We start from the raw sequence: 17,393 nt of genomic DNA, 5'->3' as shown, positions 1-17,393 counted from the left end.
AATGTGATTCAAGCACCGCTGACACGGGCCTGCGAGACGGGCGCAGAGGGTTCATGGCAGAGCGGCCAAAAAGCGACTTCTATCCCACGCCAGTGATCGATCTGGGCGGCTCGCCGAGCGCTGTTACGCGCCTGCTGATCTTCGTCGCTGTGCTGATCGGGGCCGCTGTTCTGTTCAGCCTGTTCCGCGATGAGCTCGGCGAGCCGTTTCTGGTCGGTCTCTTAGGAGTGCTCGCAATGATCGGCGTGGGCTACCTTTTCGCAACCGCCGTCGGCTTCATCCGCGTTGCGCCGCAGTCGAGCGGTGATGAGATGTCGAAGGCGTTCATCGACGCCATGCCGCAAGGCCTGCTCGTGACCGATGCCAAGGATCGCGTGATCTATGCCAACCGCGCCTATGGCGAAATGACGGGCGCGAGCGGTTCCGGTGATCTGCGCACGGTGGAAGGTCTTCTGTCAGACGTACCTGAAGCCTCGCCGATCGTGGAGCGCCTCGCGACGGGTTTGAGAGACGGTCAGCAGGGCGATGGCGAATTCCGTCTCGGCCAATCGATTCGCCCGGGCGCCGAGCCCGGTGCGCGTTGGTATCGTCTGCGTGCGGGACCGTTCGCGGTGCCCGGACGTCGGCAATTCCTTTCGGCTTGGCAGCTCGCGGATATCTCGCGTGAGCGTGCCGAGCAGGAGCGGTTCTTTCTCGACCTGCAAAAGGCCATCGACCATCTCGATCATGCCCCTGCGGGATTCTTCGCCGCCGATCCGGACGGTCGCGTCACTTACGTGAATGCGACACTCGCCGGCTGGCTCGGCATCGACCTTGCCGGTTTCGTACCCGGCGCCGTGATGCTCAAGGAAATCGTGGCGGGCGATGGTATGGCGCTGGTGCGTTCCGTGAAGGCGGATCCCGGCACGACCCGCAATGCGGTGATCGACCTCGATCTGGCGACCGCAAGCGGCAAGGCGCTTCCTGTTCGATTTCTCCACCGTGTCACCACCAGCCGCGACGGTGCAGTCGGTCCCACCCGTACCATCGTTCTCAATCGCGCGCAGGGCGAGGACGCCTCGGCTGACCTCCGCGCGGCGGAGGTCCGTTTCACGCGCTTTTTCAACTCGACACCGATGGCCATTGCGGGCGTGGACCGTGACGGGCGCATTCTGCGTACCAACGCGCCGTTTCTCCAGCTTTTCGCGTCCGTGGTGGATCGCGACACCGTGGATCGGCATGTCAAGCTCGACACGGTGATCCATGAGCGCGACCGCCCGGCCTTTGCGGCAGCGCTTCAGAAAGCGCGACACCGGCAAGCCGACATCGCACCGATCGACACGCAGCTTCCGGGCGGTGGAGAGCGCCATATGCGCTTCTACGTCAATGCGGTTGCCGATGGAACTGACGGTGAAGGCGCCGAAGAAGCAGCCATCGTCTACGCCGTCGAAACCACGGAGCAGAAGGCGCTCGAGGCGCAGATGGCTCAGAGCCAGAAGATGCAGGCGGTCGGCCAGCTCGCCGGCGGCATCGCGCATGACTTCAACAATGTTCTGACAGCCATCATCATGTCCTCCGATCTGCTGCTGACCAATCAGCGTCCGTCGGATCCTTCCTTCCCGGACATCATGAACATCAAGCAGAACGCGAACCGCGCGGCGTCACTCGTGCGCCAGCTTCTTGCGTTCTCGCGCCGCCAGACCCTGCGGCCGGAGGTGCTCAACCTCACCGATGTGCTCGCCGACTTGAGAATGCTTTTGATCCGCCTCGTCGGCACTGAAGTGAACTTCAAGATCGAACACGGCCGGGATCTTTGGCCGGTCCGCGCCGATCTCGGGCAGTTCGAGCAGGTGATCGTCAATCTCGCCGTGAACGCTCGCGATGCCATGCCTCAAGGTGGCGAGGTCACCGTGCGGACGCGTAACGTGTCGGCTATTGAGAGCGAGAGCATGGGTTATCGCGAGCTGACCCCGGGTGAGTATGTGCTGGTGGAAGTGGCCGATAGCGGCACTGGCATTCCCGCCGACATCAAGGCTCAGATTTTCGAGCCGTTCTTCACCACGAAAGAGGTCGGCAAGGGCACAGGCCTCGGGCTTTCAATGGTCTATGGCATCGTCAAGCAGACGGGTGGCTTCATCTTCTGTGAATCCGAGCCGGGTGAGGGGGCCACATTCCGCATCTTCTTGCCACGCCATGTTCCTGCGCAGCAGCCTGCTATCGTTGAAGCACCCGCTGGCGATGCGCAGCCTGCGAGCGCGCCGAAACCCACCCAGGCAAGCGGCGATCTTTCCGGCTCGGCCACCGTGCTTCTCGTGGAAGACGAGGACGCTGTCCGAATGGGCGGCATGCGCGCTCTTTCCTCCAAGGGGTATCGCGTGCTCGAAGCGTCGTCCGGCGTGGAAGCGCTGGAAGTGTTCGAGTCGGTCGGTGGCAAGGTCGATATCGTCGTGTCCGATGTGGTGATGCCGGAGATGGATGGTCCGACACTGCTCGGCGAGTTGCGCCAGATCCAACCGGACATCAAATTCATCTTCGTATCCGGCTATGCGGAAGATGCATTCGCCAAACACCTGCCGGCCGATGCGCAGTTCGGTTTTCTGCCCAAGCCTTTCTCGCTGAAGCAGTTGGCGACGGCGGTGAAGGATATGCTGGAAGAAAAATCGTAAGGCGCTGAACGATCAGCCACGCGCAAGCATCGCGCCACATTCTCCATCAGAGCGGCAGGCGATAGCGCCTTCCCACGGTCGAGGATGTTTCAGCGTGCGCTACCGCCCCATGGATGACCATCAGAAGCGTCGGCTGACGGAAAAGATGGATATCCTGCGCGCGGTGCAGACGTTCCAAGAGCAGGGAATGGACGAGGCCGAGATGCTTTCAGAGCTTCTCAACCTCTTCTATGTCGATCTCGATGAGTATCATGAGATCACGCGGGCGGCGTGATCTCCTCTGCTGCGAAAGCCTGTCGGCTGCCTGGACTCACCAGCTTCCGGTGTTCTGCATCGAAGCCCAAGGCTCCGCTTTTTCCAGCGCTTCACCCTTCTGAAGCAGTTCGATCGAAATACCGTCCGGCGACTTGATGAAGGCCATGTTGCCGTCGCGCGGCGGCCGGTTGATGGTGACGCCGGCATCCTGAAGGCGCTGGCATGTCGCGTAGATGTCGTCCACCTCGTAGGCGAGGTGCCCGAAATTGCGTCCACCTTTGTACTCTTCGGCATCCCAGTTGTATGTCAGCTCCACCAGTGGCGCCTTCTCCGTCACGCCCGAGTGCTCGTCGTCGGGCGCGGCGAGGAAGATCAGCGTGTACTTGCCTTCGCGGTTCTCGAACCGACGAACTTCCTTCAAGCCGAGCTTCGTGCAGTAGAAGTCGAGCGACTGGTCGATGTCCGTGATCCGGACCATGGTGTGTAGATAGCGCATGGCGTTCCCTGGAAATGTCTGGAATGCGGATGTCTGCTTCCAGCTTCGATGCACCATATGCGGCAGTGTTTTTCCAGGGCAACCTCGGCTTGGCGATTGGGATAACCGGCAGGGAAGACACAGCTGGGAAAAATGCCGAAAGCAGGCCTTGCGCCGAGGCGAACCACCAAGGCAATGTGAAAGAAGAATCAGCGTGCGTTGTCGGTAGAGAAGGGTTCGTGTCGGATGGAGGATAAGGGCTCCTACACTCGCCCCGAGGATGAACTTGTGGAGCTGGGTGAACCGGGGGTGACCGAAGTCGCGGGAACCATCAAGTGGTTCGACGTGGCCAAGGGCTATGGCTTTATTCTGCCGGATACCGATGAGGGCGGCGATGTGCTCCTGCACGTCACATGCTTGCGCCGCGATGGGTTCCAGACCGCGCCGGAAGGCTCGCGCGTGGTGTGTCTGGTGAAGCAGGGCGAGCGGGGACGCCAGGCCTTCCGTGTCGTCTCGATGGATACGAGCTCTGCCATTCATCCTTCCGAAGTGCCGACCCGCGCGCATTCTGCTGTTGCGCCCGAAAGCGGGCTGGAGCGAGCCTTGGTGAAATGGTTCAACCGCACCAAGGGGTTCGGGTTCCTGACGCGCGGCGAGGGCACCGAAGACATTTTCATCCATATGGAAACCCTTCGTCGCTTCGGCATCGCGGAGCTACGGCCCGGTCAGGTTGTGTTGATCCGCTTCGGACGCGGTACAAAAGGACTTACCGCAGCAGAAATTCATCCCGACCTCGGCACGCTGCCCGTCTCGCACTAAGTTTGCGAAAGAGCCGTTTCAACGGCGATAGGCAGGGATAGCGGTCCATGAACCTCAATAAGCAATCGAAGGCGTTTTTTCTTGTCGCCTTCCTCAGTCTTTCGGTCCATGCGGCGCTTGCTCGCGACGCAGCGCTTGTCCTGCCGACGGATCCGGCGCCACTCGTGGCTGAGACAAGCGAAGGCCGGCGTGAGATCACCATCGAGATCGCCGATGACGATCGTGAGCGCGCCGCTGGACTGATGTTCCGCAAGGAAATGGCCGACCAGCATGGCATGCTTTTCGTGATGGATGCTTCCGCACCCGTTGGTTTCTGGATGCACAACACGCCGATGCCGCTCGACCTAGTCTTTATCGGGCGCGACGGCCGCGTGAAGCGTGTCATGAAGGGCGAACCCTACTCGGACGCGACGATCGCGCCCGGGATGCCCGTTCGCTTCGTGCTCGAGTTGAAGCGGGGCATGGCGGCGAAGCTCGGCATCAAGGACGGCGCTCGCCTGGAGCACCCTGCCATCGCGAAGGCCGCAGCCGATGGCCGGTGAGGCGGGCCTTGCCTTTTTCGAGAATGAGGGGTTCGATCTCGCTTTCATCGACCTCAATCAGGAGCACGGCGGCGAGGCCGTTCTGCTCATCCACGGGTTCGCCTCGACTCACTTCGTGAATTGGGTTGCGCCGAGTTGGACGACAACGCTTACTCAAGCCGGATACCGGGTCATAGCCCTCGACAATCGTGGCCACGGCTCGTCATCGAAGAGTACCATAGCAGCGGATTATGAGCCGGAGCGTATGGCCGCCGACGCCGTGGCGTTGCTCGACCATCTCGGGATCGCCCGCGCGCATGTCATGGGCTACTCCATGGGAGCCCGCGTTTCCGCCTTCATGGCGCTCGCCGCGCCTGAGCGCGTGGCGAGTTTAGTGCTCGGGGGGCTCGGCATCGGCCTTGTGGAAGGGGTGGGAGACTGGGACCCGATCGCCGATGCGCTGCTTGCCACTGATGCTGCGACCGTTCCCGAAGGCCGCCCTCGCATGTTCCGCAATTTCGCCGATCAGACCAGAAGCGATAAGGGTGCGCTCGCAGCGTGTATCGCCGGATCGCGCACTCTCTTGCCTGCTGATGATGCGCGACGCATCACCCAGCCGACGCTGATCGGCGTCGGAACCCGCGATGACATAGCAGGTGATCCTGATGAGCTCGCGGCACTTATGCCGAATGCTGAAAGCTTTGCGATCCAGAAGCGCGACCATATGCTCGCGGTGGGCGATCGCACTTTCAAAGCCAGGGTGTTAGAATTTCTCGGCGATCATCCTTTAGCAACCTGATCTTATAACCTGTGATCCGCTTGAAAGGCGATGCATTCATTCCAATTGAATCATCGTTCGAGCAAACGACATTCACCTGTTGAACCGTATCTGGTAGGAAACCGGCTCGAAGAACGGGTTTGAGCGAGAATTTTCGATGAGCAGCGTCAGCTCCCCCCGCATAAAATTGCATGAGGTCGATCCGATCTGGGATTCGGTGCGAGCCGAGGCGTCGGCTGCCGTGATCCACGATCCGATCCTGGCCGCGTTTCTGTACGCGACGGTCCTCAACCATGAGTCTCTGGAAGACGCTGTTATTCACCGTTTGGCTGAGCGATTGGCGCATCAGGATCTCGGCGCCGATCTGATCCGCCAGACCTTCACCGCCATGCTGCGTGACCATCCCGAATGGGCACAGACGGTGCGCGTGGATATCCAGGCCTATTACGATCGTGACCCGGCCTGCGACCGTTTCCTGATGCCGATCCTTTATTTCAAAGGCTTCCATGCCATCCAGACGCATCGGTTGGCGCATTGGCTTTGGAACAAGGGCCGCAAAGATTTCGCGCTCTATCTGCAAAGCCGCTCGTCCTCGATCTTCCAGACCGATATCCATCCCGCGTCGCGGATCGGAAAGGGCATATTTCTCGATCATGCGACGGGTCTCGTCGTTGGTCAGACGGCCCTGATCGAAGACAATGTCTCGATCCTCCACGACGTGACGCTGGGTGGAACGGGCAAGGCAAGTGGCGACCGCCACCCGAAGATTCGTCACGGCGTTCTGATCGGCGCAGGGGCTAAGATCCTCGGCAATATCGAGATCGGCCATTGCTCCAAGGTCGCGGCAGGTTCTGTCGTGCTTTCACCGGTACCGAACAACAAGACCGTTGCCGGGGTGCCGGCGCGCGTTGTGGGTGAGACTGGCTGCGACCAGCCGGCGCGGGACATGAACCAGGCGCTGCCTTCACAGACCATGGAACACGTTCTTTCCTTCGACATCTGACGGCCTATCTGGAAGCGCCATGGGGGCTTCCAGCATTTTCGCCGAGCTCCTTCCCGGCCTTTACACGGGCCTCCGCCGCATGGCAGATGCCCGCGCCACATACCGATCGGAGACTTGGTTTGAAGCCTGATGAGATCAAAAAGCTGGACGCCTACTTCAAGCGCGCCTTCCAGAACCCGCGCCTGCAAGTGAAGGCTCGTCCGCGCAAGGAGGACTCGGCTGAAGTCTATCTCGGCGATGAATTCCTCGGCATCGTCTTCAAGGACGAAGAGGACGGCGACTACAACTTCTCGATGGCGATCCTCGATATCGACCTGAACTGAGTTCAGCTGAGTTTTCGGACCATTGCGGATGCCGCGCTGATCACGGCGGCATCCATTTTCTCCCAGTCGGTCAGAAGGCTTCGTGAGAAGCGATAGGACAGGCTCAAGCCGGCTCCGATGGAGACGTCCCGTTCGCAAGGCGTGAGTGTCTCGGTGCCGCCCGCTTCGATAAGGCAGCGTGCGACGAAGGGCTCCATGCTTGTCCGCTGCCCGACAACGAGTTCCTCATCACCGTAGCCGCTGTTCTTTTCGAAGCGATAAAGCATCGTGTTGCTCGGACCCTCACTGCCGTGCGGCTCCACGAGCATGCGATAAACCGGCTCCAAGCGGCCGCTCATGTCGCGTGACATGGTTCGGGACTCAAGGCTCATGAAGATCAGGCTGCGATCGGGATCGACGTTGTCAAAAGCCCGATGTGAGATTTCCGAGTATCCGTCCATCTCCGGCCAGCGCATGTAGAGATCGAGGCGCGTTGCCATGCCATCGCGACGTGCACGCTGCTGCCTAATCATGTTGGCAGGTGCTGCCACCACCTCGTCGCCGATCATGATTCGATGGATGCGCGTTTCCTCGCTGCGACCGGCGAGGGCCAGCGTGTGGCCGAGTTGCTCACCGCCAAAGCTGATCGCCGCCGTGCCAACTGCCAGCAGGGCCAGTGCCGCAAGCGCCTTGCGCGCATATGAGGTTTCGATCACCCGGTAGGGCAGGTCGTCGGCGATCTGGCTCAAAACAGGTCTCGGTTCGAAGATGCTTGCCCCAAGCTCTCTCCTTATGGTGAACAAGTGCTTAATGTGTGGGAGGCAAGAAACCGTGGCAATCTACTCATTCGATGGCACACGCCCCGTCTTCGATCCCGAACGGACATGGATCGCGCCGAGCGCCGACGTGGTGGGCAAGGTTCGGCTCGGCCGCGATGCCTCGGTTTGGTTCGGCGCAGCGCTTCGTGGTGACAACGAATGGATCGAGATCGGCGATGAGACCAACATTCAGGAACACTGCGTGCTCCACACCGATATGGGCTATCCCCTGCGGATTAGTGCGCATTGCACGATCGGCCACCGCGCCATCCTGCATGGCTGCACGGTAGGCGAGAGCACATTGATCGGCATGGGCGCCATTGTGTTGAACGGCGCCACGATCGGCGCGAACTCGCTGGTGGGCGCCGGTGCGCTGGTGACCGAAAATAAGAGCTTTCCTGAGCGTTCGCTGATCGTGGGTTCGCCCGCCCGGGTCGTGCGGGAACTGGATGACCTTGCCGTCGCTTCACTCAAGGCATCCGCGATGCATTATGCCGAGAACGCCAAGCGCTTTCGCCTCGGGCTTATGCCGCTCGATAAAAAATTGGCCGGCTCGGGGAACGAGCCGGCCTGAGCGGGCAAGGAAAGGGAAGAAAGAGGTTCAGCGAACCGAGCCGACGGCCACCGCGCGGCCATCTTCAATGGACACCCACATGCCGGGTGCACGCTCCGATTGGCGCTTAAGGAAAGTGTACTTCGTTTCGTACCACTGCATGACTTGCGGCTCGAGGTTGTCGAGCACGAAGTCACCGCGATCCGTGCGAACCGTCAGGACTGCATGCCCTTCGCCGCTCGGCTGACGCACCACTGTGATCAGCAGATCGGAAGCCGAGATGCCGATCTTCTGGAGTTCACGACGCTTGGCGAGCACATAATCCTCGCAGTCGCCGAAGCCGCTATCGGGGAACGACCAGACTTCTTCGCGGCCCCACATTTCCATGTCCGTCATCGGTTTCACGGCCGCATTGATGAAGTCATTGACCTCGATGATGGAAGACCAGAGCTTCTCGGTGAGTTGAGCCCGCTCGGTCGTGGCGTTCTTGCCGGCGCACTCGTTGGGGTAGAGTTGACAGAGCTCCCAGTGTCCTACGGGCTGCGTCGTGCGTCCGCCGGTCGGCATGAAGTCCGCGGCGGATGCGGGCAGGGCGAACAAGCTCGCTGCCATCACCAAAATCTTCGCAAGAACGCTGCGAAATGCCATGTGCTCTTTCCCCTCGACGCGTAGGAGAATGACAGGCGCGACTTGATTTCACGCAAAACTCAATGCGCAATATTGATTAGAATTTGAGTATACTTGTTGTTTATGAATGTGTTGCTTTGGTTTGGATTTGCATCGCAATTCTCAGGATTCAAATCGCGAGATGTTAACCATGGCTTCGGCCATGCTCCTTTGTTGGTGCTAGGAGCGATCAGAGGCCATACCCACCATTCGTCCGTCCTGACAGAGCCATTGGCGGCAGGTGCGACGCTATTCTTATGGAACGCTAGGCATTGGGCAAGAAGTTCGCTCGCAGCATCATCTTCCCTTCCTGCTCGTAGGGAAGTTCAGGGCAGCGGGAAGCTCGCCAACTTTGCTAAGCTAGATCGACTGGCGTCGAGACATTTGAGGGAAGGCTATCGATAACCGGCGCCTAAGCGGCGCTTCGGTCAGCTTAAGAAAACTGCGCGTCCAGTGTTTCCTGACGCTGCACAGTCGCGAACTCGATGGCCACGCCATCCTCGAAGTGGCGCACCACACGTCCGCGCATGTTGCCGAGGAGTACCTGCACATCGAGCGCGGGCTTCACGTCCACCTCTATCGCCGCGCCTGAAAGCGACACGTCGACCACGCGGCAGCGATATTGCCGCCCGTCGAGCAGTTGCAGCACCGTCAGCGGGTTGCGTGGAGCGACGCGCTCATGTCGCCGATCTTCGGGCATGTCCAGCTCGTGCTTGTTGGCGAGCCAGGTCAGTTGTGCCGCGATCTTTTCTTTCTTGCGATCCGACGCGATCACCGTCATCGCGAAACCGTCTTCGAGGCGGCGCGTCAGGACACCTTCGAGCCGGCCGATATGGTCGAGATAGGCGATAACCCGCTCGCCGGGCTCGCCGATGCGGTCGCAGCGGACGGCGACGTCGCCGGGAGAGATATCGATGACCTGACACGGATGCTCGGTGCGGTCTTCGAGCATGAATCGGCCATAGATTTTTACCGCGACGCGCTGAAAGCTGCGTCGCTCCGCTCCTGCCGATGCGTATTCGACAGCCGCTGCCCTCATATCCGGCACCAATTCCCAAGTTCGAAGCCCGCGATGGGCATAGTTCAGGGTGCCAATCTATGCGTTGCTGGTTAACGCGGTCTGAGAGTCAGTCTTCGAAAGCGTTGTTTTGGGCGTTTTCTTCGCGCCCACCTTCGAGGACCAGAAGGTGGCGCACGCGACGTGCGCCGCTCGGCTCGATTCCGAGGACCGTTTCGTCGGGAACAAGCGTCGGAGCTGCGACCGCAGCCCGGTGCAGATTATCAGCCTCACGGTCCGGATCGATCATGCGAATGCCATCGATTTGGGCCGAAACGAGAAGGTCGGCGCCCAGCCAGAATGGCTTTTCCGCCGAACTGCTGACACCGAGGCAGCGTGGTGCCTCCGTGCCGCCATCCAGCGGCAGGAGCATGAGTTCGAACGTTTCCTGACGGCCTCTCTCGCTGATCCCGTGATAATCTACGACCACCACCGCCTGCTCTTCGAACGTATTCTGGACAAGCTTCGAAATCAGTTTCTGGTCGCGGTCATCCCACAACGAGATGAAGGAGAGACCTTTCAGTTCACGTCCATAAGCGGCGCATAGCCGGGTGCCGGCGAGCCGAAATACGGCGTCGCCGTTCGTGTCGCGTTCAAGGATGAACGTATCAGCCAACAAAGTGCGGATTTCTGCAGGCTCGACTTCGACGCGGCGGGGAGCAGGGCGCGTGCCGCGCAGGCTGTTCCAATATTGGAAGAGCTCTATCGAACAGTCCTGTCTCATGCCGCCAACGTCCCAGACATCCGATCTTCGTGTGCCATCGGCGAACAAATCACTGCTTCGCGAAGGCCCTTCATGCCCCCTGACGCAGATTCGATGCCAGCGCCGAAAACCGGCAAATCACCGGGATTCCCGGTAAGGTTAACAATGAGTTTCGCTTGCGAGTCGAAATCGATGAAACGATAGTGATCCCACTCCGCACAGGCGAGGGGTGGCCATGCTCCTTCTGTGTTTCTCCAGTCCTTTTTCGAGATCACCCGATCTCAGTGGCCGTTCAAGCAACCCTTGAACGGCCTTCTTTTTTGCCCTAGCTGCGGGTGAGCGTGTCGTAACAAATGTTGTAAATGGCTGGCGACACTCGCGTTTTTCCACCGAGGTTTTTCTTGTCAGATCATGAGCCAGGGCGTCCCCAAGGCAGCGTGCCGCACATTCCTGCGGGCAAGGTGGCACAAGATCCTGTGGAAGAATGGCAGCCGGCGTCAAAACGCGAGCCGCTCTTCAACCTCTCGTCCTGTGTGATCCTGTTCATCGCGCTATGCGTGGGGATCCACCTGATCCGCACGCAGATTCTCAGCGCGGACGCAGACTCCCAACTTGTTATCCGCACCGCGTTCATCCCTATTTTCTATTCCGGCAAATACGGCTTCGATGTTTTCTCCATTACCGCGCCGATTACCTATTCGCTGCTGCATGGCAGCTTCATTCATCTCGGCGTGAACCTCGTCTGGCTTGCCGCTTTCGGCTCGCCTTTGGCAACCCGCCTTGGTTGTGTACGCTTTGCGCTGTTCTGGGCCGCGACATCCGTCGCGGGGGCGGCGCTGTTCTACGCCTTCAATCCCACGCTTCTTGCGCCGCTGGTGGGGGCTTCGGGTGCGATCTCCGGCATGATGGGGGCAGCCGGTCGTTTCGGCTTTCAGATCGACCGCCATACGGTGCCGTCCGGCTTCTGGGGACGGCCGCTGACGATTGCCGAGGCGCTGTCCTCAAAGCAGGTCCTGGTGTTCCTCGGCGTATGGGCCGTGATAAATCTCGCAACTGGATTTCTCGGCGCGGGTCCGGGTGATGAGGGGCGCATTGCCTGGGAGGCACATTTCGGAGGCTTCCTCGTCGGTTTCTTCGCGCTGCCACTGTTTCTGTCGCGCGCGTCGCGTATGGCTTGAAATCGAGGCCATTGGGCTTACCCTTCTCCAATCCCGACACAGGAGGAGGTTGCGATGACGGTAAAGGCTATCCTCGAAGCCAAAGGGCACGATGTGACCACGGTTGGCCCGAATGCGCTGTTGGCGGAGGCCATCCAGCTTCTCGCTGAATACAAGATCGGCGCGCTGGTGGTGACGAATGGCGACAACCGGATCGTCGGCATTCTATCCGAACGCGACATCGTGCGCTGCCTGGCAACCCTGGGCGCATCTGCGCTCGACGAAAGCGTCAAGGCCGCGATGACGCCCAAGGTGAACATCTGTAACGAGCAGCACACGGTGAACGAGGTCATGGAAATCATGACGCGTGGTCGATTCCGTCACCTACCAGTCGAGAAGGATGGCCAGCTGAACGGCATTATTTCCATCGGCGACGTGGTGAAGCGGCGCATCGAAGATGCTGAGCGCGAGGCGGAAGAGATCAAGCAGTATATCGCAACCGCCTGAGCCCATGGTGCCGGCCGCCCTTGCCCCAGAAGCCTGTTTGGCTTAGCCAGCGGGCAAGAGAAATCTTGAGCAAAAGCCTGCCCGCCATGACGATTCAAGACGTACGCACGCCAGACCCGAAGCGCTTTATTCCCGGAGCCACCGGCGACTGGGAAGTGGTGATCGGCATGGAAGTTCATGCCCAGGTCTCTTCCAACGCCAAGCTGTTTTCCGGCGCTTCGACTGGCTTCGGCGCGGAGCCCAATGCACATGTGAGCCTTGTGGACGCGGCCATGCCTGGCATGCTGCCCGTCATCAACGAAGAATGCGTGCGCCAGGCCATCCGCACTGGGCTCGGGCTGAAAGCGGAAATCAACCGTCGCTCGGTTTTCGACCGCAAGAACTACTTCTATCCGGATCTGCCGCAGGGCTACCAGATTTCGCAGTACAAGCAGCCCATCGTGGGCGAGGGAAAGGTATCGGTTTCGGTCGGGCCGGACCGCGAGGGCAGGTTCGAGGAAATCGAGATCGGCATCGAGCGTCTCCACTTGGAGCAGGACGCCGGTAAGTCGGTGCACGACCAGCACCCGACCATGTCCTATGTCGATCTGAACCGTTCCGGCGTGGCGCTGATGGAGATCGTTTCCAAGCCCGACTTGCGTTCGTCGGACGAAGCCAAGGCCTATCTCACAAAACTGCGCACCATCATGCGTTATCTCGGCACCTGTGACGGCAACATGGACGAGGGCTCCCTGCGCGCCGACGTGAACGTGTCCGTGCGCAAGCCTGGCGGCGAGTTCGGCACGCGCTGCGAGATCAAGAATGTCAACTCGATCCGCTTCGTCGGTCAGGCTATCGAGTTCGAGGCGCGCCGCCAGATCGGCGTGCTTGAAGACGGCGGCGCCATTGTGCAGGAAACGCGGTTGTTCGACCCGAGCAAGGGCGAAACGCGTTCCATGCGCACCAAGGAAGAAGCGCACGATTACCGCTACTTCCCCGATCCCGATCTTTTGCCGCTCGAATTCGACCAAGCCTATGTCGACGCCCTCGGGCGTGACCTGCCTGAGCTGCCGGACGACAAGCGCGGTCGGTTGATCGACAGCCTCGGTCTCTCTGCCTACGACGCGTCCATTCTCGTCAGCGATAAAGCGATTGCCGACTATTTCGAGAAGGTCGCAGCCGGTCGCGATGGTAAGCTTGCTGCCAACTGGGTCATCAACGATCTGCTCGGCGCGTTGAACAAGGCCGGGCGCGACATAGAGGACGCACCCGTCTCGCCAGACCAGATCGGCGCCATCATCGACTTGATCCGTGAAGGTACGATTTCCGGCAAGATTGCCAAGGACCTGTTCGAGATTGTTTGGAACGAAGGCGGCGACCCGCGTGAGTTGGTCGAATCTCGAGGGCTCAAGCAGGTCACCGACACCGGCGCCATCGAAAAGGCTGTCGATGAGGTGATCGCGGCGAACCCCGACAAGGTTGAGCAGGCTAAAGCCAAACCCTCCATGGCCGGCTGGTTCGTGGGGCAGGTCATGAAGGCGACAGGCGGTAAGGCGAACCCGCAGGCCGTCAACGATCTCGTCAAGCAAAAGCTCGGCGTGGAAGGCTGATGATGTTCGTGCGCAGCGCCGGCGAGCGCGATCTGGCCGCGGTGCGCACGCTTCTCGTGGAAACGTGGCACACGACATATGACGCCATCTATGGTCATGAGCGTGTCACAGAGATCACGAACGATTGGCACTCCATCGCCTCGCTTCGCTCGCGCCTGAGGCGGCCACGCTCGGAATTTCTGGTGGCCGATGATGGCGCCACGATCGGCGGCATGGCATACGCGGCCGAATCCACTGATCCCAGTCTTGCCGTTCTCCACCAACTCTATGTGTTGCCGCGCTTCCAACGGCAGGGCATCGGCACGACTCTCTTGCATGAGATCGAGGACAGCTTTCCAGAGGCGCGCCGCGTGCGGCTTGAGGTGGAGGAGGCCAATGCCCCTGCGCTGCGCTTCTATGCCGCGCACGGTTTCAGGTGCTCGGGCGAGCCGGCGCTTTGCGGCGGCGAGACTTTTGCCATACCAGCTTTGGTGCTCGAAAAGCCGCTCGATTGAAGTCTTGCATCCGGGCGGCCGAAACGCGATACGAACCGCAGCATGAAGGCGCCGAGGCGTCTCGAGGTTTTGCGATGAAGAAGTTCTTTCTGCAGTTTTTTACTTGGTGGAATGGCCAGAACCTGAACACCCGTTTCCACACCTGGCGCTTCGGCAAGCAGGTCGGCACGGACGAGTTCGGCAATGTCTATTACGAGGGTGGTACGAACTCCGACGGCCAGACGCGTCGTTGGGTGATCTATAACGGCGTCTCCGAGGGCTCCATGGTGCCTCCCGGCTGGCATGGCTGGCTGCATCACCGCACCGACATTGCTCCCACGCAGGAGAGCTACAGCCCACGCGAATGGCAGAAGCCGCATCTGCCCAACCCGACCGGCACGGACTCTGCTTATCGCCCCAAGGGCTCTGTTCTGGCCGGCGGCAAGCGTCCTGTGGTCACCGGCGACTACGACGCCTGGACGCCCGGTTCCTAAGGATCGCGCAACTATCGCCACATTCTCGGCTTAGGCGGCAAGGGCGCGGCCCCGTTTGGTCGCGAGCAAGGATCGCTTCCCGATGCGCATGCAACTCTTCCGCTCGTCACTGCTCGCAGCGCTGGTGATCGGCACGGTCCCGGCCTTTGCACAGGACGAGTCAGGCGACCTGCCGGCCATTGAACCGGATCAGGAGCAGGGCGAGACGCTTCAGGATCAGCGCCAACCAGATGCACAGGCCGACCAACGCGTCGAGAACCCCGTCGCCGAGTTTTCCGGTATCGACAAGATCACCGGACGCATCATCAACTTCGACGTCTATGTGAACGAGACCGTCCAGTTCGGCGCGCTGCAGGTGACGCCCAAGATCTGCTATTCGCGGCCCAAGGCCGAAGAGCCGAAGACGGATAGCTTCGTGCAGGTGGACGAGATTACGCTGGACCGAAAAATCCGTCGCATCTTTACCGGCTGGATGTTTGCCGAAAGCCCGGGCCTCAACGCCGTCGAACATCCCGTTTATGACGTCTGGCTGAAAGAGTGCAAACAGAAGTCGGACGTGCCTGCACCAGAAGCGCAGAAGACGAACTGAGTTTCAGAACTCAGCCTCCCCCTCGATCGCCTCAGCCAGCATTGTCTCGTATTGCCTGCGCGGCACATTGATGGCCCCGAAGCGAACCAGGTGATCGGTCGTGAACTGCGTATCGAGCAGAACGAAGCCCCGTGAGCGAAGGTGCTCAACCAAATGCGCGAGGCAGACCTTCGAAGCATCCGTTTCACGCGAAAACATGCTTTCGCCGAAGAACGCGCGGCCGAGCGATACTCCGTAAAGCCCGCCTGCCAGCCGTCCTTCACGCCACGCTTCTACCGTATGCACGTGGCCCATCGCAAAAAGCCGCGCGTAGGCCTCGCGGATCGGCTCGTTGATCCATGTGCTCAGCCGGCCTTCCTTTGCTTCTGCGCAGCCTTCGATCACGCCAGCAAAATTCGTGTCGCGACGCAAGTTGAAGCGACCCTTGCGGATCAGCTTGGCGAGACTCTTGGGAATGTGGAAACCGTCGAGCGGGATGACGCCACGGCTTTCGGGGCGTACCCAGAAGACTTCAGGATCGTCCGCATCCTCCGCCATCGGGAAAACCCCGGTGGCATAGGCCCGAAGCAGGAGGTCAGGCGGGATGCGGAAGCCTGGGGCGTGGGGCCGCGCCATGCGGTTAAAGCCTCACGCAGGGTTGTTGGCGAGATGCTTTTCCAGCCAGTGGATGTCGTAGTCGCCATTCGCGATGTCGGTGTTGCCGACCAGTTCACGAAACAGCGGCAGCGTCGTTTTGATGCCATCCACCACGAACTCATCCAGCGCACGACGCAGGCGCATCATGCATTCTACTCGGTTGCGGCCATGGACGATCAGCTTGCCGATCAGGCTGTCATAGTAGGGTGGGATCTTGTAGCCGGAATAGACGCCTGAATCGACGCGAATCCCGAGACCGCCCGGCGTGTGAAAATGCGTGATCGTGCCCGGCGATGGCGCGAAGGTGCGCGGGTCCTCGGCATTGATGCGGCACTCGATGGCATGGCCCTGAAAGCGGATGTCGCTCTGCTTGACCGACAAGCCACCACCTGCGGCCACACGAATCTGCTCGTGCACGAGATCGATGCCGGTAATGGCCTCCGTGACCGGATGCTCCACCTGCAGACGCGTGTTCATCTCGATGAAGTAGAACTCACCGTTTTCATACAGGAACTCGATCGTACCTGCGCCACGATAGCCTAAATCAGCCACGGCGCTCGCCACGATGTTGCCGATGCGGTCGCGCTCTTCCTGATTGAGCGCGGGCGAGAGCGCCTCTTCCCAAACCTTCTGATGGCGGCGCTGCAGCGAGCAGTCACGCTCCCCCAGATGCACGCCGGCACCCGCGCCATCGCCGAACACCTGGAGCTCGATATGACGCGGCTTCTCGAGATACTTCTCGATATAGACCGCGTCATCGCCGAATGCCGCGCCGGCTTCCGACTTGGCGGTCGCAAGCGCCACCGAAAGGTCGTCCTCGTTGCGCGCCACCTTCATGCCGCGCCCACCGCCGCCAGCCGACGCTTTGATGATCACCGGATAACCGATCTCTGCGGCAACGCGCTTGGCCTCCTTCTCGTCCGAGATGGCGCCTTCGGAGCCCGGCACCACGGGAATGCCCAGGCGCTTGGCTGTGCGCTTGGCCTCTATCTTGTCGCCCATGATGCGGATATGGTCGCCGGTCGGGCCGATAAAGGTGATGTTGTGCGCAGCCAGGATGTCGGCGAACTTGGCGTTCTCCGACAAGAAGCCGTAGCCGGGGTGAACGGCATCCGCGCCGGTAATCTCGCAGGCTGCCACGATCTGGTGGATGTTGAGATAGGAATCGCGCGAGGGCGGTGGGCCGATGCAGACGCTTTCGTCGGCCAGGCGCACATGCATGGCATCCGCATCGGCCGTCGAATGGACGACCACGGTGCTGATGCCGAGCTCCTTGGCGGCGCGCAGCACACGGAGCGCGATCTCGCCGCGATTGGCGATCAGGATTTTCTGAAACATGCGGGCGCTCCTGCC

At 60.5% G+C, this 17,393-nt stretch carries 21 protein-coding genes; 14 read left to right on the top strand and 7 right to left on the bottom strand.

Going from position 1 to position 17,393, the window contains the following annotated elements; genetic code table 11:
* The first annotated feature begins 53 nt into the window (after positions 1-53).
* Positions 54-2,645, top strand: a complete 2,592-nt coding sequence (cckA, locus tag NGM99_RS20050; protein WP_252822275.1) for a cell cycle histidine kinase CckA — start codon at positions 54-56, stop codon at positions 2,643-2,645.
* 94 nt (positions 2,646-2,739) lie between these two features.
* Positions 2,740-2,919: a hypothetical protein gene (locus NGM99_RS20045; protein ID WP_252822273.1), complete on the top strand. Its 180-nt coding sequence runs from the start codon at positions 2,740-2,742 to the stop codon at positions 2,917-2,919.
* Positions 2,920-2,955: 36 nt separating this feature from the next.
* On the opposite strand, the gene gloA is transcribed toward NGM99_RS20045, so the two are convergent.
* Positions 2,956-3,396: a lactoylglutathione lyase gene (gene gloA / locus NGM99_RS20040; protein ID WP_252822271.1), complete on the bottom strand. Its 441-nt coding sequence runs from the start codon at positions 3,394-3,396 to the stop codon at positions 2,956-2,958.
* A 225-nt stretch (positions 3,397-3,621) separates the two neighbouring features.
* On the opposite strand from gloA, the gene NGM99_RS20035 reads away from it, so the two are divergent.
* The 5 genes from NGM99_RS20035 (at position 3,622) to NGM99_RS20015 (ending at position 6,819) form a co-directional block, all read left to right on the top strand.
* Positions 3,622-4,194 carry a cold-shock protein gene (locus tag NGM99_RS20035; protein ID WP_252822267.1) on the top strand — a complete coding sequence of 191 codons (573 nt, stop codon included), beginning with the start codon at positions 3,622-3,624 and terminating at the stop codon, positions 4,192-4,194.
* Between the two features lie 47 nt (positions 4,195-4,241).
* On the top strand, positions 4,242-4,736 hold the full coding sequence (locus tag NGM99_RS20030; protein WP_252822265.1) for a DUF192 domain-containing protein: 495 nt from the start codon (positions 4,242-4,244) through the stop codon (positions 4,734-4,736).
* The gene (locus NGM99_RS20025; protein ID WP_252822263.1) at positions 4,726-5,514 is read left to right on the top strand and encodes an alpha/beta fold hydrolase; all 789 of its coding nucleotides are present in this window, start codon (positions 4,726-4,728) and stop codon (positions 5,512-5,514) included. Before NGM99_RS20030 ends, NGM99_RS20025 begins: the two co-directional genes overlap by 11 nt.
* 136 nt (positions 5,515-5,650) lie before the next feature.
* Positions 5,651-6,496: a serine O-acetyltransferase gene (cysE, locus tag NGM99_RS20020; protein ID WP_252822262.1), complete on the top strand. Its 846-nt coding sequence runs from the start codon at positions 5,651-5,653 to the stop codon at positions 6,494-6,496.
* Between the two features lie 119 nt (positions 6,497-6,615).
* Positions 6,616-6,819 carry a DUF3126 family protein gene (locus tag NGM99_RS20015; RefSeq protein ID WP_252822259.1) on the top strand — a complete coding sequence of 68 codons (204 nt, stop codon included), beginning with the start codon at positions 6,616-6,618 and terminating at the stop codon, positions 6,817-6,819.
* Between the two features lie 2 nt (positions 6,820-6,821).
* On the opposite strand, the gene NGM99_RS20010 is transcribed toward NGM99_RS20015, so the two are convergent.
* On the bottom strand, positions 6,822-7,547 hold the full coding sequence (locus tag NGM99_RS20010; RefSeq protein WP_252822257.1) for a hypothetical protein: 726 nt from the start codon (positions 7,545-7,547) through the stop codon (positions 6,822-6,824).
* Between the two features lie 82 nt (positions 7,548-7,629).
* Here NGM99_RS20010 and NGM99_RS20005 point away from each other — a divergent pair, with 82 nt between their 5' ends.
* Positions 7,630-8,190 (top strand): gamma carbonic anhydrase family protein, encoded by a 561-nt coding sequence (locus NGM99_RS20005; protein ID WP_252822256.1) that lies wholly within the window; start codon positions 7,630-7,632, stop codon positions 8,188-8,190.
* Between the two features lie 27 nt (positions 8,191-8,217).
* Here NGM99_RS20005 and NGM99_RS20000 read toward each other — a convergent pair whose 3' ends face one another.
* The 3 genes from NGM99_RS20000 to NGM99_RS19990 form a co-directional block, all read right to left on the bottom strand.
* The gene (locus NGM99_RS20000) at positions 8,218-8,817 is read right to left on the bottom strand and encodes a transglutaminase-like cysteine peptidase (protein ID WP_252822254.1); all 600 of its coding nucleotides are present in this window, start codon (positions 8,815-8,817) and stop codon (positions 8,218-8,220) included.
* A 451-nt stretch (positions 8,818-9,268) separates the two neighbouring features.
* Entirely contained in the window at positions 9,269-9,874 is a 606-nt protein-coding gene (locus NGM99_RS19995) for a PilZ domain-containing protein (RefSeq protein ID WP_252822252.1), read from the bottom strand.
* Positions 9,875-9,962: 88 nt separating this feature from the next.
* Entirely contained in the window at positions 9,963-10,616 is a 654-nt protein-coding gene (locus NGM99_RS19990; protein WP_252822250.1) for a PAS domain-containing protein, read from the bottom strand.
* A gap of 380 nt (positions 10,617-10,996) precedes the next feature.
* Here NGM99_RS19990 and NGM99_RS19985 point away from each other — a divergent pair, with 380 nt between their 5' ends.
* From NGM99_RS19985 to NGM99_RS19960, 6 genes are all read left to right on the top strand, one after another.
* The gene (locus tag NGM99_RS19985) at positions 10,997-11,773 is read left to right on the top strand and encodes a rhomboid family intramembrane serine protease (protein WP_252822248.1); all 777 of its coding nucleotides are present in this window, start codon (positions 10,997-10,999) and stop codon (positions 11,771-11,773) included.
* 54 nt (positions 11,774-11,827) lie between these two features.
* Positions 11,828-12,259: a CBS domain-containing protein gene (locus NGM99_RS19980; RefSeq protein ID WP_252822246.1), complete on the top strand. Its 432-nt coding sequence runs from the start codon at positions 11,828-11,830 to the stop codon at positions 12,257-12,259.
* Between the two features lie 86 nt (positions 12,260-12,345).
* On the top strand, positions 12,346-13,848 hold the full coding sequence (gene gatB, locus NGM99_RS19975) for an Asp-tRNA(Asn)/Glu-tRNA(Gln) amidotransferase subunit GatB (RefSeq protein WP_252822244.1): 1,503 nt from the start codon (positions 12,346-12,348) through the stop codon (positions 13,846-13,848).
* A 2-nt stretch (positions 13,849-13,850) separates the two neighbouring features.
* Complete coding sequence (locus NGM99_RS19970; RefSeq protein WP_252822242.1) at positions 13,851-14,342, top strand: GNAT family N-acetyltransferase; 492 nt, start codon at positions 13,851-13,853, stop codon at positions 14,340-14,342.
* Positions 14,343-14,416: 74 nt separating this feature from the next.
* Positions 14,417-14,815: an NADH:ubiquinone oxidoreductase subunit NDUFA12 gene (locus tag NGM99_RS19965; protein ID WP_252822240.1), complete on the top strand. Its 399-nt coding sequence runs from the start codon at positions 14,417-14,419 to the stop codon at positions 14,813-14,815.
* An 82-nt stretch (positions 14,816-14,897) separates the two neighbouring features.
* A complete protein-coding gene (locus NGM99_RS19960) occupies positions 14,898-15,404 on the top strand; it encodes a DUF2155 domain-containing protein (protein WP_252822238.1) in 507 nt (168 codons plus the stop codon).
* A gap of 3 nt (positions 15,405-15,407) precedes the next feature.
* On the opposite strand, the gene aat is transcribed toward NGM99_RS19960, so the two are convergent.
* The gene (aat, locus tag NGM99_RS19955) at positions 15,408-16,019 is read right to left on the bottom strand and encodes a leucyl/phenylalanyl-tRNA--protein transferase (protein ID WP_252822236.1); all 612 of its coding nucleotides are present in this window, start codon (positions 16,017-16,019) and stop codon (positions 15,408-15,410) included.
* A 12-nt stretch (positions 16,020-16,031) separates the two neighbouring features.
* The gene (gene accC, locus NGM99_RS19950; protein WP_252822234.1) at positions 16,032-17,378 is read right to left on the bottom strand and encodes an acetyl-CoA carboxylase biotin carboxylase subunit; all 1,347 of its coding nucleotides are present in this window, start codon (positions 17,376-17,378) and stop codon (positions 16,032-16,034) included.
* Between the last annotated feature and the right edge of the window lie 15 nt (positions 17,379-17,393).

This window comes from Mesorhizobium liriopis (assembly GCF_024053505.1).
Classification (GTDB): Bacteria; Pseudomonadota; Alphaproteobacteria; order Rhizobiales; family Rhizobiaceae; genus Mesorhizobium_B; species Mesorhizobium_B liriopis.
Note: the sequence above shows the minus strand (reverse complement) of the source record. Positions and strands in the feature narration are given on the sequence as shown.